Below are 16,294 nucleotides of genomic sequence, written 5' to 3' on the forward strand. Positions count from 1 at the left end.
AACAACAATGGGAACAGCCATGCGACCAGCTTATCAACCTTTGTACGCCGCTCATTTGTTTGAACTGCAACAACGCACCAAGGCGGTGTTGGCGCGGGAAAATCTGGATGCGCTGGTCATTCATTCCGGCCAGGCCAAGCGGCAATTTCTGGACGACATGGACTACCCGTTTAAAGTGAATCCGCTGTTTAAAGCCTGGTTGCCGCTGGTCGACAATCCGCATTGCTGGCTGATGGTTGATGGCGTGAACAAGCCGAAGCTGGTGTATTACCTGCCGGTCGATTTCTGGCACAAGGTGCCGGATGCGCCTACCGATTTTTGGGCGGGTTTTTTTGATATCGAAATCATTGATAAACCAACCAAAGTTGAACAAATTCTACCGTACGACAAAGCGCGGATTGCCTATTTGGGTGAACAGCTGGAACTGGCGCGGGCGCTGGGCTTCACTGAGCTGAATCCGGAAGGGGTTTTAAGCTACCTGCATTATCACCGTGCTTATAAAACCGATTATGAGCTTGCTTGTATGCGGGAAGCCAACCGCATCGCGGTGCAAGGGCATCGCGCGGCCGAAGCAGCGTTTCGGGCGGGCGGTAGCGAATTTGATATTCAGCTGGCGTATTTAGCGGCGGTTGGTCAAAGTGAAAACGAAGTGCCGTACAGCAATATTATTGCGCTGAATCAAAACGCCGCAATTTTGCATTACACAGTGCTATCACGGCAAAAACCGGCCGAGCATCATTCGTTCTTAATCGACGCTGGTGCCTCGTTTCACGGTTATGCGGCTGATATTACCCGCACCTATAGCGCCAAAAACGACGAATTCGCGGCGCTTATTCAGGCGATGAATGCGATTGAACAGCAGTTGGTCGATAGTTTAAAACCCGGCATTAAATACACTGAAGTGCACTTAAAATCGCATCAGCTGGTGGCGAACGTGCTGGCTGATTTTGACCTGGTCCAGCTTGGCGCCGATGCCATTGTAGAAACCGAAATCAGTCGTACTTTTTACCCACACGGTATCGGTCACCATTTAGGGCTGCAAGTACATGATGTCGGTGGTTTTATGGCGGATGAGCGCGGTACGCATGTATCAGCGCCTGACAATCACCCGTTCCTGCGTTCCACCCGTTTAGTCGAACCGGGCATGGTGTTCACCATCGAACCTGGTTTGTATTTTATCGATTCGCTACTGGCACAGCTGAAAGAAACCGAACACGGCAAGTACGTCAACTGGCGTAAAGTGGACGCGATGCGCAAATTTGGTGGCATCCGCATCGAAGATAACGTGATTGTGCATCGGGATCGCAATGAAAATATGACCCGGGAGTCGGGTTTAGAGTAAGGAAGCGTTAACGGCAACTGGTCGTTTGCATGCGCCACTGTGTTGGCGTAATGCCCTGCCATTTATGGAATGCGCGCTGGAATGAGTTCACCTCCTCAAAGCCTAAGTAAAATGCAATTTCACCCGGTTCCATTTTGGTGTGGCTCAGTAGCTGGCAGGCGGTATCGCAGCGCACAGTATCCAAAATACTTTGGTAGCTGGTGTGAGCCTCAGTTAAACGCCGTTGTAAAGTTCGCGGACTCAGACATAACTGGCGCGCCACAGCTTCAATACTGGGACGTTCACCGCGCATCATCCGGATCAGCAGGTTTTTGACTTGCTCGTCGAACGAGGGGGGCGACGCGCTGGCAAGCTGCAGATCAAGTCCCGGCACTAAAGCCGCGACGAGGTCTTGATTGCCGGTGACAAAGCGCTCCTCGAGCCTTTCATTGGTGTACACGAGCGCATCATGTTCCATGTCTATGAGCACTTCACAGCCAAAATACTCAGCAAAACGCACCATGTCGCTTCTTGCATGTTTAAGTTCAACACGCAGCGGCGTCATGTTTTTACCTGTTCCGCAGCGCAACAATAGCTGGATATTGGCAAAGGCGGCGTCTGTCAAAGCGCATGGCGCCGGATCGTTTGCCCACAACCAGTGAAAGCTGATTCGGGTCGAATCATCGTCTGATTTCACCACAATGGTCTCAGGGCAGGTCAGCCGTTTGTATCTTGCCAGCCTTGTTAATGCATCTTTGAAAGTGTCGGAGTGCAGCGCGGCGAATGACGCTGGGTCAAACTGATCCGGACGCGCTTCACCACCCAGCCGCAAACCAATCAGTTTGTCGTTACTCACTTTTCCAATCGCAGCCCACAAAGCAAAATACTGGCTTGTCGTGAGTGTCATTTTCACAGGCTGGTGCAGCAACAGTGAGATCCCTGCCTGGTGTAATATTTGTGCAACGTCCAGCCCCAAATGAGCGAGCCGATGAAGTCCGGGGGCGAAGAGCGGTATCCGATCTGCGATCATGGCGGTCCTTGGTGATTGCTGGTTGTTTGGTTGCGAAAGCAGAAAAGTCGCTACCGTCTTTGCCGCGCTTTTAAGGCTTTGGTTTACCAACCTCGAGTTTGGCCAGATTGCTGCCAAATAGCCATTTAGCGAATGAAATTTCCACCGGAGACAACGGGTGTAGCAGCGCACGAAGTTGCATTTTTTGAAACATCCGCTCTGGCAAGATAGCTTTTAGAAATGAATATAGCTTGGCATCACCACCTGAAATAATATGGAGCCTGCCTTTGGTTCTGGTCGCGGCTTGAAAAATTTCGTTGGCAATATTATCAGGAGCCGTCACGCTTGAAATCGAACTCTGGGCTGATAAAAATGTTGTGAAATACTTGGCATAAGGTGCAAATCCAGGGTTTTTCACATCAGCACCATCATCCAATTTGGTAAATATTCCGGTGGCATGCAAGCCAGGATAAATTGCCTTGACTTCGATGTTGTAAGGCGCAAGTTCAATCCCAAGACTTTCCGTCATGCCGCGCACTGCCCATTTGCTGCTGCCATAACCGGCAATGTATGGGTAGTTAAACTGAGCGCTGGCCGACGCTAGATTGATAAATATCCCGGAAGATTTGCTGCGAAAATGCGGAATAAATGCCTTAATGACCGCAAATACACCAAATACGTTGGTGTCAAACTGTCGCTTGATTTGCTCCATGCTGGATGTTTCAGTCGGCCCCATCAGGCAGTAACCTGCATTATTCACGACAACATCAACACTGCCAAACTTGGCTATAACGGCCTCGGCGACAGCCTCTACCTGCAGAGTGTCAGTCACGTCTAAGGCATACAGTGTGACATTTGGGTATTCCTGAAACAGCTCGCGATGCGTAGCCAAGTTGCGCACTGTTGCGGCCACCTGCCAACCAGCTTTGGCAAATCGTTCGACGGTTGCTTTGCCAAAGCCCGAGTTAGTTCCGGTAATGAAAATGGTTTTGCGTGACATCGTGATTCCTGTGCAAGCTGCGTGGTGCATTCAATAACGCTATCTTCCAGCATCAGATATATTTTCAGAAATCACATCGCGCCATTTTTATATCCGATTGCGCCAATCTTCAAGGCAGCAAAGCGATCTATACAACCATTTTATTTTATTGGCTAACTCGCCGGATCCGCTGAAAAATCGCAAGGTGTTTGATTAGCATTTGGTGAACTTTACTTCGGCGTACTACCACTGACGTGGTGAGTGCGCCCTACACAAGCATATGATTTTACTTTAAAAAGTAGGGCCGACTCACCGAGTCCGCCGTTTCGTCACTCGCGGCGTACTATTCCCGGCTAAAACTGATAATTCACCGACAAATTCACCACCCGGCCGCGTAGGTTGTACAGGCTGGTGTCGAAATAGTCGCCGCCTGCTGCAACGTCAAATGGTGGATCGCGATCCAGCAGATTGTTGACGGACAAGGTCAGTACCGTATCGGTAAAACCCAGGTAATTGACTTGGCTATTCCACTGGGTATAACTGGCAACCTGCAGTTTTAACCCCAGATTGCTGCTGGCGGTGACCACTTTTTGGCGATAACCGCTGGTGAAATCGGCACTCAGATTTGCTTGCCAATCGCCGTGCTGCCAGTTCACGCTGCTATTGCCGCGCCAATCCGGCAAAGCGCCAAACTGATTATTGCCCGCGCCATCAATTTCCGGTTGACCGGCGACCAGTGCCTGTTTGTAATCCAAAAGCCGCGACCAGACGGTTTTAAACTTCAGCTGATGGCCGCCCGCCAACTGCAGTTGGTAATTGGCGTCGATATCAAAACCCGAAGTGGTGCGGGTGCCCTGATTTTTGTATTGATTGGTGATGAGCTGCAAGCGGCCCTGGGCGTCACGGCGGATACGATCGGCAAACAAACTTTCGTTATTGATAATGTACTGGGCATTGTCCGGACCAATGATTTGATCCTGCTCAATCCGGAACACATCCACCCCAATACTGGCGTGTTGCTGAAACGACCAAATGACACCGGCATTGAGGTTGTTCGAACGCTCAGCCTGCAACTCATTATTGCCACTGCGGATACTGGTGAAACCACGGCGGGAACCGGGTTCCAACGGATCTTTCGGGTCAATCACAGTGCCATAACTGATGGTGTTGCTGTCGGCAATTTCCGGCAACGACGGTGCCCGGAAGCCGCGGGACCAGGAACCGCGCAGCAGCCAATCGTCACTCAGCACATAATGCAGCCCCAGTTTTGGTGAAACTGCACTGCCGGAATCGTCATAGTGATCGGCGCGACCGGCAACACTGGCGGTTAGATCGGTATAAAGCGGCACACTGAATTCAGCAAAACCGGCCAGTAATTCCCGCTCACCCTTCACCAGATTAATAGCCGGGCGTAATTCGGTGCCTGACAACACTTCCGGTGACGTACCGGCGTCCATTGTTTCGCGGCGTAAATCGACACCGCTGGCAAAGCCAAGTGGACCGTAAGGCAGTTCCAGCAAAATGGTGCTGGCGGTCAGGTTAAGTGAAGACAGCTGATACTGGCCCGGACGCCGGGTTTGCAAACGCAGTTTATCCAGCACTTCGGCCGAATTCTGGCGACCATCAAAACGATAGCTGCCGTTGGCCAGTGCTTTTTCGAACTCGTAACGATTGACGAAGTTGCCTGCATATTCCCGCTGTAAGCTCGAAGATTGCAGCGCATTAATGTTGATGTCCCAGTCTTCACCCTGATATTTCAGGCCGGCCAGCACCCGGTTAAAAATCTGGTTGTTTGATTTCAGCCGTGGCCCTAAATCAAACAAAGTGTATTCAAATGGCAGTGCTTTATTGCTGGGGTTATCGGGGTGGCCGACCGGTAATGCCGTTGCAATATCGACCAGACTACCGCTCGATTGCTGATAAGCACGCAGGCCTGGGCCGACCGTCAGCGGCGCGCCAAAAGTCATCGCTGAATCGTTGTAGCTGTACAACACTTCCGCCGTTGCCTGCCATTGGTCGTTCAACTGAAAAGTGCCGTTGATGGAGGCCTGGCGCCGGGTGACTTCAGGTTGCAAACTGTTAAATGGCTGGGTATTAAAGGCACAGACCGAACCGGTTTGGCCACTTCCTGGGGTAGCAAAATCACTGCGTGGCCGAAGGATCGAACCTTGCGGGCAGTTAGTCACCGGCACAGGCAGCGCCGGATTGGCTAAAAACGCGCCACCAGCGGTGCTCCAGCCCGCTAACCGGCCACCCGGTAAATGGCGGAAATCACCCGATTTTAATAAGTCGCGTTGATCAGCGGTTAAGTGCTCGCGGCTGAACCAATCCAGACTCAGGCTTAGGTTATAACCATCGCTATCGACATCACCAATACCGGTCACCAGACCCGCCGAATATTGCGCCAGTCCGCCCGCCGTGGCGTTACCGGCCGCTGCACTGAGGCTGGTTTGCTGATAATCTTTTTTCAGAATAATGTTCACCACCCCGGCAATGGCGTCTGAACCATAAACCGCCGAAGCGCCGTCTTTTAATACTTCGACCCGCTCGACTGAACTTAATGGCAAAGCATTCAGATCAACAAAATTGTCCTGGGTATTGAGGGCAAAACCATAACTGGAAACTCGCTGGCCGTTCACCAGCACCAGGGTGTTTTTCGGACTTAAGCCGCGTAAACCGATCGAAGCCGAACCTGCGGAAAAACTGCCGGTGTATTGCTCGTCAAAGCTGTTGCCCGAGTTGATGGTCAGGTCGCGCAGCACATCGGTCAGTGTGACTTTGCCGCTCTGGCGGATTTCGTCGCCGGTGAGCAGCAATAACGGCGTGGCGTTTTCCTGATCCACGCGTTTGATATGCGAGCCGGTAATAGCAATTCGCTCGGGCAGAACTTCGGCGCTGCTGATGTCTTCAGCAAATACAGGCTGTAACAATACCGGACCGCTCAGCGCAAATGCGACAGCAGAAAACTTAAACTTCATGATCAACCTCAAAAAAATCAACGTGCCGCTGGCGAAAAGCCGTGCAGCATCACAGGCAAAACCTGTCGGATAAAAAAATACGTGGGGGTGTCAGCTTATCGTGCTGACCAATAACGCAGGATCAGCAGCAACAACAACTGCCGGCGACCACTGACAGGCGCTGGTGGCACATTCGTGGCTGACAACAATCGACCGTCAGTTGGCTGACGTATGGGTCTTGTGGGTATGCGCGTTGAAAAGGCGCCTTGGTAAAAATATTCATGTACGGAATCCTATCATAACTGCTTCAGGCTTCCGGAGGTCCGGTGAGCAACAAGGTCTGGTGGCGCTAACACAGTGTGATGTTGTTGTGTAAAATAACATCCATTTAGCCGTCCAGATGTCGGCGGCATTCTACTGAGGATTTCTAATAAACCAAAGTGTTTTTTGCGCGGCTTGTTATTCTATTTGGTTATATGTATTTTCCAGAATGGCGTACTACCGCGGGCGTGGCGAGTGACACCATGCGGCGTACTACCGCTGACGCGGTGAGTAGCGCCCTACGCAAGTATTTGATTTGAATTCTAAAAAGTAGGGCGGACTCACCGGAGGTAGTCCGCCGTTAAGCCATTACGCGTCATATCAAAACAGCGATTGTGTTTAAAGCCCTGCTGCAACCATCTGCTTGATCTTGCAAGCTTTTTCAAAATGGTCCAGCTGATGGGTTTGGATCCACCAGGTTGCCGCTTCCATCAGTAGTTCCGGATCGTCATTCTTATTGGCAAAAAATGCGTAAAAAGATAAGCCGACCGATTAGCGTCTTAGCTCTGACGAAAAGCACGAATGAAAGCAATGCGCACATCCATCCCCTTTGTTATTTATCAAGTATTTATCCATCTAAAATTGTCATTAATAGGTAAAAATAGAGCCTGTTTGAAGTTTGGGTAAGTAAGTTAAATGTATTTTTTTAAAGGATTAAATATGAAAAAGATTATTTTAGGCTCTCTTATACTAGCGTCAATTGCAGTAATCGGCGGTTGTGCTATGGATGCTCGCGCAACAATCGAAGTAGATATATCAAGAGAACCCGCCCCACCAGAGGCCGGAGCGCATTCGGACAACGTCATTAAAAGCCATGCTAAAATTAAACTCGAGGCGTGTTATCCTAAGTGCTCCAAGTCCGATTTCAACAATACATTCAGCAATTTTAACGTCGACCTTGAACAATCGGATACCTATTCAGTGCCGCTCGATGGCAAAATACATATGCAATTAAACTCGGGATCTGGACAGGTTGTTGCCCAAAAAGCATTTGATATTATCACCGTCGGAAATCAAAGCCGATTGGTCAATCCTGCAGCTGTTGCTGACTGGGCATATCCAAATTTCCAGAATGGCGCAACAATATTCGCTGAAATTTACTGGCAAACTTCAGGATTTACCGGAAGTGAATATATCAATATGCGTGTCAGAGACCAGCAAGCAGTTCTGGCTGCAAATGGTATCTATGTTGAAATTGATTGTGGGCCAGAAATTCCGTCTGGGTCTCCAGAACAAGCTTGCGAATTACGGTAACCATTAATACGGTGCGGCGAAAGCCGCACCGAGTAGAGAGTGCCTTCTTGATAACAAAATGTACGCTTACCAAATGTGTGATTATGTTGTTGATATTCAGCCAGCTATCCTGTGTTTCATTGTCAAAGCAACAAGATAGTTATGGTGTCAATGTTGTGGCGTTTGATGAACACCATATAAAAGTCCGGTCATACGCTAATGTAGATCGCTGGCCAGAGTTACCGACACACGAACATCCGATTGAAATTCTGGTTCATGTTGCCGGGAATATGACATTTCGCATACTGGCCGAGCAGCAACTACCTTGTTTCGACGAACTTAAAGCGATTGGATTTAATCAAGGATGGCCGGCATATAATTTACCGGTGCGCTGGTATCCTTATTTAAGTACGACCTATCAAACGACCTTGTATTTATTACCGTTAGCTAATTTTAAGCGAGAATTTACAACGGTTTTAGATAAGCCCCAGCTTAATATATATCTTCCATTCGATTGCGGTGTCGATGACACTGTCAATTATTTTTTTACTGACGTAATGACCGTGGTTTACCATGAAATTGGCCATATTGAAGCAATACGTAATTGGCCTGGTGGCTGGCGGCAACCACGAAGTAAAACTCAGTTCCAGGTTGATAAGTTCAGCCAAGAGGTTATTGCTGGTCAGGCAGAAGTATGCGTTCTGTTACTAACAGAACGATTGAAATTTGGCCAAATTGAGTTGCCAGAACTCTGGCAATCTGGCAAACAGGTTGGATTTGCCACACTTCGACAAACTCTACGAAATCAAATTGGTCACCATTCCAAAGTTGGCAGAGAATACGGCATGTATTTGATGCATCAATTTCTACAATCAAACAAGCAGCAAAATTTTGCAGATGTTGTTGCTTATTGTGGGGGGATTTGGAGTCCGTCTGCCATTACAAAAATGCAACAAGATATCGCGGAGCAATTATCAGCCGAAGTAAATTAGATTTAATTTAGGGTGTTTTATCCGGCGTACTACCGCTGACGCGGTGAGTAGCGCCCTACGCAAGTATTTGATTTGAATTCTAAAAAGTAGGGCGGACTCACCGGAGGTAGTCCGCCGTTAAGCCATTACGCGTCATATCAAAACAGCGATTGTGTTTAAAGCCCTGCTGCAACCATCTGCTTGATCTTGCAAGCTTTTTCAAAATGGTCCAGCTGATGGGTTTGGATCCACCAGGTTGCCGCTTCCATCAGTAGTTCCGGATCGTCATTCTTATTGGCAAAAAATGCGTAAAAAGACAGGCCAACTGACTCGCCTTTGGCCTGGATTTTTTTGTTGCAGACCACCATGATTTTTTCTCTTAAGGTCTCTCGCATCAGTTTCATCCACGAAGATCGATTAAAACGAAGCCAACGGTGTCAATTGCTCCGCCAGGCTACGGGTTTTTTCGGTTTTTTCGTCACCGGTATGCAAGGTGCTTTTGCGTTCAATCAGCATAATGTGACACTCCTCGGCGGCGATAGGGTTGTGCCGCACGCCTTTAGGCACCACAAAACTATCACCTTGTTGCAGCACCACTGTGCGATCTTCCATTTCGATCGTCAGCGAACCTTTGAGAATATAAAAAAGTTCGTCCTCAAATTCATGGTGATGCCAGACCAGCGTGCCCAGCACTTTGGCGACTTTGACATACGAATCATCAAGTTCAGCTACAACTTTAGGTGACCAGTATTCAGTTAAGCTTGCGGCGATTTGTGCCGGTGAAACGACTTCTGTCATTATCGTTATTTCCTCTGGGTTGCTATGCGCAAGGGTTAGCGCTGCCACTTCGTGATTAATCCGCTCTATTTACTTTTTCTAAACAGAGCTATTGGATTCTGGTTAACGTGATTAAAGATATCTTTTAACTGCGAATAACCCACCAAAAATCAGCAGCTGCAACCCGAAAAACATCGCATGCATCGGAAACAAACGTTGGCCAGCGTTCAGCCTATGCGTAGCAAAAATACGTGACACTGTGTGAGCAACAATGACAAAGCCAAAACAAGGATGAAGTTCCACGGTTCGGCGACAGACGAAGTAATGGCCCATAGAAACAGGTAGGTTGGGAACCAGGTCAGGATAAAAAACAACCAGAACATGATGCGTCATTCCTTTGAAATCAATATTCTTATTGGCAAATTGAGACAAATTCAGACGAAGAAAACATCAACTCGCAGGTTTGTTATCATTCAGCAGTTTTTCGATTAACGTATCAGCACCGATCAAAGGCAGCAAACGCAGCAACACTTCATCCAGCACACCCGCGTCTGCTTTGGCGATAAATTGCGCTTTGCGGTCCTTCCATGACAAGGTTTGGATCAGACTTGCAGCGACAACTGATGGCTCGGCCAGATTGGTCACTGGGACTTCCGTTCGGATCCCCCGAATGCTGGTGCTGATTGGACTGCAAATTAACAGTCCGGTTTGCTGGTTGTAAGCATGGCTACTGAGCACCAATGCTGGCCGGTATTTGCCGATTTCTTTGCCTTTAGTAGGTTCAAAATCGAGCCAGATGATATCGCTTCGCGCCGGGATGAATGTTGCAGGCATTAATTATCCACCTCCACGGCAGACAATGGAGCCAGCAGCTCAGCCTGAACAGTCTCAGACGTCAGTCCTTCCAGCAGTTCAGTTTCTGAAAACGGTAATTTGCGTGGCGCCTGCTTTGTTCTTCTGACCGTAAAACCATCCGCAAAAACTTCGACTTCAACAGCAGTGTCTGGCGTGAAATGTGGAATATCTCTGATCAGACCGGCCACCCGCAGCCCTAGTCCGTTGCCCCAGCGCTGGATTTTTGCATGAACTACCTGAGCCATTTCGCACCTCGTGATAAGTATCGCCAACACTAGCAAGTGTACACTCTGTATAAACAACGTCAATCCTTGGGAAAATTGATTGCCGCCTCAAATAAATAAACAAAAAAGCATATTTAATTATTCTGCACCATTATACTCAGCACCATTGTCACGCTAGGCCAAGAGCAACGCATGTCGAATTCTAAGGTGGAAGCCGGATTGAACGCTACCGTTCAAGGTGCAGTTTCATATCCTGCAACGCTTCAAGAGCAGTCTCAACAACTGACCCACACCCAACCTCAGTACCAACACCCGCAGTTAGTCCTGATCACCATTTGCCTCATCGCGCTCTTTTCCGTGGCCGGATTAGCCTTGCCGTACCCTATTCTGGCGCCAATTTTTGCATCAACCGAATTAACGCCGTTTAATCATTGGCTGGAGCTGGATCCAACCTTGTTGTTTGGGGTTGCGTTGGCCGCCAGTCCGCTCGGAATTTTAATTGGCAGTGCGGTGCTGGGGGCGATGTCGGATATTTATGGGCGGCGGCCGGTGCTACTGGGGTCGTTGCTGCTGGCCTTGGTCGGTTATGCCTTGTCGGCGCTGGCGATCGCGGCGGAGCAATATCTGTGGTTTGTGCTGGCGCGTTTTTTGACTGGTATTTGTGAAGGCGCCATCAGTATAGCGCGGGCGATTGCAGCCGATTTACACCCACAAATTCAGCGCAATAAAGCCATCGCCTGGGTCAATAGTGCCTTGCATGGTGGTTGGTTGGTCGGGCCGTTAATCGGTGGTTTTACCGTGGTGTATGGCACCGATGTACCCTTCTGGGTGGCGGCTGCGGCAATGTTACCCTGTATGGTGTTGGTGTATTTTCTGCTTCCAGCGACCACATTGCAGCCAAACCCCTTATCACTGTGGCAAAACCTGGCGGCGAATAATTCGCTGCAATTGCTGCGGGAGCCGCTGCTGAAATGGGTGGTGTTGATCCAACTGAGTTACACCATTGGCCTGAATGCGTTTTACGAGTTCTACCCTTTGTGGCTGGTCGAAGCCGAGCAATTTAACAGCACGGACATTGGTTTAATCACCGCCGCTTTGTGCTTGCTGATGGTAACTGTGAGCGCCGGGCCGATGTCGATTTGGAGTCATAAAGTGTCGGCTTTAACCGGCAGTTTAATCGCAACTTTATGGTTGGGTCTCTTGGTGTTGCTACTGCCACAACTGAGCCACTGGCCAGCATGGACGGTATTGGTGCTGTGCGGCGTGCCGATTGGCATGATGAGTACCTGGTTTAATGTCTATTGCGCCAACAAATATGCGGCTTTGGGTCAGGGCCGGCTGATGGGTTTGCTGACGCTGTTGATGTGCGCCGGCAATATCATCATTGCGCTTGGCGGCAGTGTGATTGCATTATGGGGTTCGGGCTGGACTTTGATCGTCGGCGCTTTGTGGATTTGGCTGGCCGGTTGGTTTATCTGGCAAGAGCGGCGCGGTGATCTTCGTAGCTCAGGCAAAAATACAGAAGGGGTTCCCTGTGGCCAATAACGAAAAAATCCTGCAGCTGCTAAAAACCAAAGGCCAGCAAACCAGTCAGCAGCTGGCGGATGTGTTAGAGCTCACGATGATGGGCGCGCGCAAACATTTACTGAATCTGGCGGAACAAGGGTTGGTGGTGTCAGGCACCGATCATCCAGAAGCTGCTATCGCCAATAGCCGAGGTCGGCCGCAACAATATTGGCGGTTGACCAAAGCCGGTCATCAATATTTTCCGGATCGCCATGCCGATGTCAGTCTGCAGTTAATTGACGGGGTGCGGCAGTTGTTTGGCGCTGCTGGGTTGGAGCAGCTGATTGTGCAGCGGGAGCAACAGCAACAGTTGCACTATCGGCAGAAGTTAAGTAATTTCGGCGATCTGGCGGCGAAAGTGCAGCAATTGGCGGAAATTCGTCAGCAAGAAGGTTATCTGGCCGAAGCGTACTTATTGGATAACGGCTTAGGTGATAACAGTTTACCGGAAATCGGCGCACCGGACGGCAGTTGGGTGTTAGTCGAACATCATTGTCCAATCTGCGCCGCAGCGACTTTGTGTCAGAATTTCTGCCGCTCTGAGCTACAGCTATTTCGCGCTTGTGTCGAAGGGTTGGCGACAGTGGAGCGAACTGAACATTTGCTCAGTGCTGGTAGTCGTTGTGCTTATCTGTTTTCGCCGGTGAGTTTGGGTAACTAATATTTTTTTATGCAACAACCCGAATCATCAAGGATGACGGGGAAAACCGGAGTGTGACAAATGGCGAAATATTCTTTGTTTAAACAAGATCCTGGCCAACCGGTCACCATTACCCTGCCGGACTGGGTGGACGCTTTAGTGCAGTGGGATCAGCCTTATCCCGATGACAACGCCAAAATGACACTGGCGATTGAGCTGTCGAAACAGAACGTGTTACGCGGCACCGGTGGACCTTTTGGTACCGCGATTTTTGACCGCGCGACCAACATGTTAGTCGGCGTTGGCGTCAATCGGGTGGTGCCGCACAACAATTCTACCTTGCACGGCGAAACTGTGGCCATCATGCAGGCCGAGCAGGCGCTGGGGCATTTCAGCCTGGCGTCAGCGACTGGCCGAGAATTGTTTACCTCCTGTGAGCCGTGCGCCATGTGTTTAGGCGCGGTGCTATGGAGTGGCGTCAACCGGTTGGTGTGCGCTGGTGTTGCAGCCGACGCACGGGCCATTGGTTTTGACGAAGGCCCGGTGTTTGCGCAGTCGTATCAGTATCTGCAAAATGCCGGTATCGAAGTAGTACGCGGTTTTATGCAGCCGGAAGCGAAAGCGGTGCTGGATTATTACGCAAGTTCGGGTGGACGTATTTACAACGGCGCGGATACTGCGGCCGGATAGGGACTATGTAGCTGAGTGGTAAAGGTTTCGCTGTTCCTGTATTTGCTTTATCATGCGCGCCGCCTGAATGGGGATACGCCCCGGCAGGCGGTCAATTGATGAACAAAGGAAAGGAAAACCTCATGAAATTTAAATTCGCAGTCATCGCATCTTTGGTATTGGCAAGCACTGCAGTGCAGGCTGACTGGTTAAAAGCCGCTACCGATTCAGTCAAAGGCAGCGTGACCGACAGCGTGAAACAAACGGCTGATGGTGCCAAAGAAGCCGCTTATGACAGCGCCGTGAATTCTGCTTTAGGCCTGGTCGCCGGTAAAACCGACAAGGCTTATGTCACGAAAAAACTGGGCCAAGCCAGCCAGGTATTGAGCGAAGAAGGCGCCGAAGTATGGAGCTACGACTTATCGAAGCTGCAACAAACCTATCCAATGCTGACTGAAGCGTTAAAACAATATCCAAAAGTGCCGGAAGCGATCAAATTAAGCTTCAAAGGCGACACCATCAGCACCATCAAAATGGTAAAACCAGCCGCTTAATGCCTGGTATTTGCTGACACTAGTTGCTGAGACTATTTGCGAATGCCGACGCCACCACCATGGCGTCGGCTTTTTTCCCCTACACATTTCACCTGCTTTTGACAAACTTTGCCTTATGCTAGTGTCTGACCAGACTTGATGCACGAGGACACACCACGTTTTGCATATTCTGCTGATTGAAGATCAAACCGCGCTGGCGGCCAATGTGATGGACTACCTGACGGCGCAGGGTCATTCGCTGGATTATGCCGACAATGGCATTCGTGGGCTGCAATTGGCGCTGGCGAATTATTATGATCTGCTTATTCTCGATTTATCCCTTCCGGGCCTGGATGGTCTGCAGCTGTGCCAGCAACTGCGTGAGCGAGCCAGTCGGTATATTCCAGTGTTGATGCTGACCGCACGCGATACGCTTGACGACAAACTGCTGGGCTTTGGCTGTGGCGCGGATGACTATCTGACCAAACCTTTTGCACTGGCTGAGCTTGCGGTGCGGGTGCAAGCGTTATCACGGCGGCATTTAGTGGCGACTGATCATCGGTTAGCAATTGGCGAGCTGACATTCGATCGGCAACGTCAGCAGGCCAGTCGCGCCGGGCAGCTGCTGGAGTTACATCCTATCGGCATGAAAATACTGCAATTATTAGCTGAAGCTTACCCAGCGGTACTCAGCCGCTCCGAACTCACCGCCAAACTTTGGGGTGATGACCCACCGGATTCCGATGCACTACGGGCACATATTTATTTGCTGCGCCAGCAACTGGATAAACCTTTTACTTTTAGCATGTTACATACGGTGCATGGGGTTGGTTTTAAATTGATGAGCGGAGCAGATGATGACTGAAGCAGTAACAAAATCAGCGCCAATACCCGCTGCAAATACTGCTGCTTTCAATCAAGCCAGCCCGGCGATCAGCCTGTCGCAGCGCATTGTGCGCTCTTTTGTGCTGTTGGCGCTGTGTTGTGGCCTGTTATTCAGTCTGGTGAATCTGATTTTTGTGTACACCGTCGAAGACCAGTTTTTTTACCATCAACTGAAACAGGAACAACGACGGCAGCTGCAACATGCCACGACCGTGACGCCGGTGTCACCGCTGATGCAGCTTTACTTCAAACCTACTGATTTTCCAAAGGATATAGTCGAAAAATTTCAGCAAAATACCAGAGCCCGCGAAATTCCGGGCGAAGCGGGCAGGCATTATCATCTGCTGAAATTTGACCATCCGGCCCATCAAGTGCCGGTATGGTTGGTGATGGAAGTCAGCCAGCAATTAGTGGTGCGACCCATTCGCACCGAAATGTTGCTGTTTTATGGCTTTACCACCTTACTGATGCTGGCTGCTGCTGCGGTTATTGGCATCGTGCTGAGTCGGCGCGCCACCCGGCCATTGCTCGAATTGGTACAGCTGGTGCAACAATCTCAGCACACGCAATCTCAGCAAACCCAGTCACTGCCGAAAGGCTTTGCCGCTAACTTTCGCGACAATGAAATTGGTTTGCTAGCCCGCACCCTGGAGCAAGCGTTTGACCGGTTGCAGCAGTTTGTTGAGCGCGAACGGGCCTTTAGCCGCGACGCCAGTCACGAGCTGCGCACACCGCTAAGCCTGATCCAAAGCAGCGCGGAGTTGCTGTTGCTACAGCCCGATTTACCCACGGCCGCACAGCAAAAACTACAGCAAATTACCGCCGCTTGTTTGCAAATGACCCAGCTCATCAATACATTGCTGACCTTGTCGCGCGAACAAGCGTTGCCGGAGAGCGTTGATTCAGACAAGCACTCAGCAGCGGTGCCATTGTTGCCATTGCTGGAACAGCTGGTGATCCAACACAGTGACTTGTTGCTTCGTCAGCACTTAACCATCGACTTGCAGCTCGCAGAAAACACGTCGCCGCTACTGGTGCACAAGGTATCGCCGGTATTGCTGCAGATGATCCTGGCGAATTTATTACAAAATGCCTGCAGCCATAGTTTACCGGGTGAGGTGCTGATTGCCGCTGATGCACAGGGCTTGTTGATCAGCAACCCGCTGAATGTCGCGGATTTACCATTGGAGCCGGCGGCATTATTTGCCAAGGGGCGTCATTCCAGCGGTTATGGCGTGGGGCTTGGTATCGTACAACGGCTTTGTCAGCATAGTAGCATCGGGCTGGCGATTGCGCTTAATGCAGACAAAACCCGATTGGAAGTGCGTTTAAGCTGGCCGCTTTGACGTAAGTT

The 16,294-nt window shown here is 50.1% G+C and carries 16 protein-coding genes and 1 pseudogene; 9 read left to right on the top strand and 8 right to left on the bottom strand.

Annotated elements, in window-relative coordinates; genetic code table 11:
- Positions 1–19: 19 nt before the first annotated feature.
- Positions 20–1,342, top strand: a complete 1,323-nt coding sequence (gene pepQ / locus EOE67_RS07715; protein WP_127698456.1) for a Xaa-Pro dipeptidase — start codon at positions 20–22, stop codon at positions 1,340–1,342.
- Positions 1,343–1,349: 7 nt separating this feature from the next.
- Here the strand turns inward: pepQ and EOE67_RS07720 are convergent, their stop codons facing one another.
- From EOE67_RS07720 to EOE67_RS20810, 4 genes and pseudogenes are all read right to left on the bottom strand, one after another.
- Positions 1,350–2,351, bottom strand: coding sequence for an AraC family transcriptional regulator (locus tag EOE67_RS07720; RefSeq protein WP_127698457.1), 1,002 nt, complete (start codon positions 2,349–2,351; stop codon positions 1,350–1,352).
- Positions 2,352–2,421: 70 nt separating this feature from the next.
- Positions 2,422–3,330, bottom strand: coding sequence for an SDR family oxidoreductase (locus tag EOE67_RS07725; protein ID WP_164852250.1), 909 nt, complete (start codon positions 3,328–3,330; stop codon positions 2,422–2,424).
- 332 nt (positions 3,331–3,662) lie between these two features.
- Positions 3,663–6,287, bottom strand: a complete 2,625-nt coding sequence (locus EOE67_RS07730; protein WP_127698459.1) for a TonB-dependent receptor plug domain-containing protein — start codon at positions 6,285–6,287, stop codon at positions 3,663–3,665.
- Between the two features lie 639 nt (positions 6,288–6,926).
- Positions 6,927–7,064, bottom strand: a pseudogene (locus EOE67_RS20810) (DUF6500 family protein); the annotation flags it as partial.
- A gap of 183 nt (positions 7,065–7,247) precedes the next feature.
- Here EOE67_RS20810 and EOE67_RS07735 point away from each other — a divergent pair.
- Together EOE67_RS07735 and EOE67_RS07740 are read left to right on the top strand one after the other, a co-directional pair.
- Positions 7,248–7,841: a hypothetical protein gene (locus EOE67_RS07735; protein WP_127698460.1), complete on the top strand. Its 594-nt coding sequence runs from the start codon at positions 7,248–7,250 to the stop codon at positions 7,839–7,841.
- A gap of 83 nt (positions 7,842–7,924) precedes the next feature.
- On the top strand, positions 7,925–8,812 hold the full coding sequence (locus tag EOE67_RS07740) for a hypothetical protein (protein ID WP_127698461.1): 888 nt from the start codon (positions 7,925–7,927) through the stop codon (positions 8,810–8,812).
- A 155-nt stretch (positions 8,813–8,967) separates the two neighbouring features.
- Here EOE67_RS07740 and EOE67_RS07745 read toward each other — a convergent pair whose 3' ends face one another.
- The 4 genes from EOE67_RS07745 to EOE67_RS07760 all read right to left on the bottom strand — a co-directional run bounded on the left by EOE67_RS07745 (position 8,968) and on the right by EOE67_RS07760 (position 10,668).
- Entirely contained in the window at positions 8,968–9,186 is a 219-nt protein-coding gene (locus tag EOE67_RS07745; protein ID WP_127698462.1) for a DUF6500 family protein, read from the bottom strand.
- Between the two features lie 22 nt (positions 9,187–9,208).
- Entirely contained in the window at positions 9,209–9,589 is a 381-nt protein-coding gene (locus EOE67_RS07750; RefSeq protein WP_127698463.1) for a cupin domain-containing protein, read from the bottom strand.
- A gap of 429 nt (positions 9,590–10,018) precedes the next feature.
- Positions 10,019–10,402, bottom strand: a complete 384-nt coding sequence (locus EOE67_RS07755) for a type II toxin-antitoxin system PemK/MazF family toxin (RefSeq protein ID WP_127698464.1) — start codon at positions 10,400–10,402, stop codon at positions 10,019–10,021.
- Positions 10,402–10,668 carry an AbrB/MazE/SpoVT family DNA-binding domain-containing protein gene (locus tag EOE67_RS07760; RefSeq protein ID WP_127698465.1) on the bottom strand — a complete coding sequence of 89 codons (267 nt, stop codon included), beginning with the start codon at positions 10,666–10,668 and terminating at the stop codon, positions 10,402–10,404. The genes EOE67_RS07755 and EOE67_RS07760 overlap by 1 nt, the downstream gene beginning before the upstream one ends.
- Positions 10,669–10,839: 171 nt before the next feature.
- Here EOE67_RS07760 and EOE67_RS07765 point away from each other — a divergent pair, with 171 nt between their 5' ends.
- From EOE67_RS07765 to EOE67_RS07790, 6 genes are all read left to right on the top strand, one after another.
- Entirely contained in the window at positions 10,840–12,192 is a 1,353-nt protein-coding gene (locus EOE67_RS07765) for an MFS transporter (RefSeq protein WP_127698466.1), read from the top strand.
- Complete coding sequence (locus tag EOE67_RS07770; RefSeq protein WP_127698467.1) at positions 12,182–12,874, top strand: helix-turn-helix transcriptional regulator; 693 nt, start codon at positions 12,182–12,184, stop codon at positions 12,872–12,874. Before EOE67_RS07765 ends, EOE67_RS07770 begins: the two co-directional genes overlap by 11 nt.
- Positions 12,875–12,934: 60 nt before the next feature.
- Positions 12,935–13,543 carry a nucleoside deaminase gene (locus tag EOE67_RS07775; protein WP_127698468.1) on the top strand — a complete coding sequence of 203 codons (609 nt, stop codon included), beginning with the start codon at positions 12,935–12,937 and terminating at the stop codon, positions 13,541–13,543.
- A 122-nt stretch (positions 13,544–13,665) separates the two neighbouring features.
- Positions 13,666–14,076 (top strand): hypothetical protein, encoded by a 411-nt coding sequence (locus EOE67_RS07780; protein ID WP_127698469.1) that lies wholly within the window; start codon positions 13,666–13,668, stop codon positions 14,074–14,076.
- A 160-nt stretch (positions 14,077–14,236) separates the two neighbouring features.
- Positions 14,237–14,920 (top strand): response regulator transcription factor, encoded by a 684-nt coding sequence (locus EOE67_RS07785; RefSeq protein ID WP_127698470.1) that lies wholly within the window; start codon positions 14,237–14,239, stop codon positions 14,918–14,920.
- Positions 14,913–16,286 carry a sensor histidine kinase gene (locus tag EOE67_RS07790; RefSeq protein ID WP_164852251.1) on the top strand — a complete coding sequence of 458 codons (1,374 nt, stop codon included), beginning with the start codon at positions 14,913–14,915 and terminating at the stop codon, positions 16,284–16,286. Before EOE67_RS07785 ends, EOE67_RS07790 begins: the two co-directional genes overlap by 8 nt.
- Positions 16,287–16,294: the final 8 nt, after the last annotated feature.

The organism is Rheinheimera riviphila, assembly GCF_004005945.1.
Lineage (GTDB): Bacteria > Pseudomonadota > Gammaproteobacteria > Enterobacterales > Alteromonadaceae > Pararheinheimera > Pararheinheimera riviphila.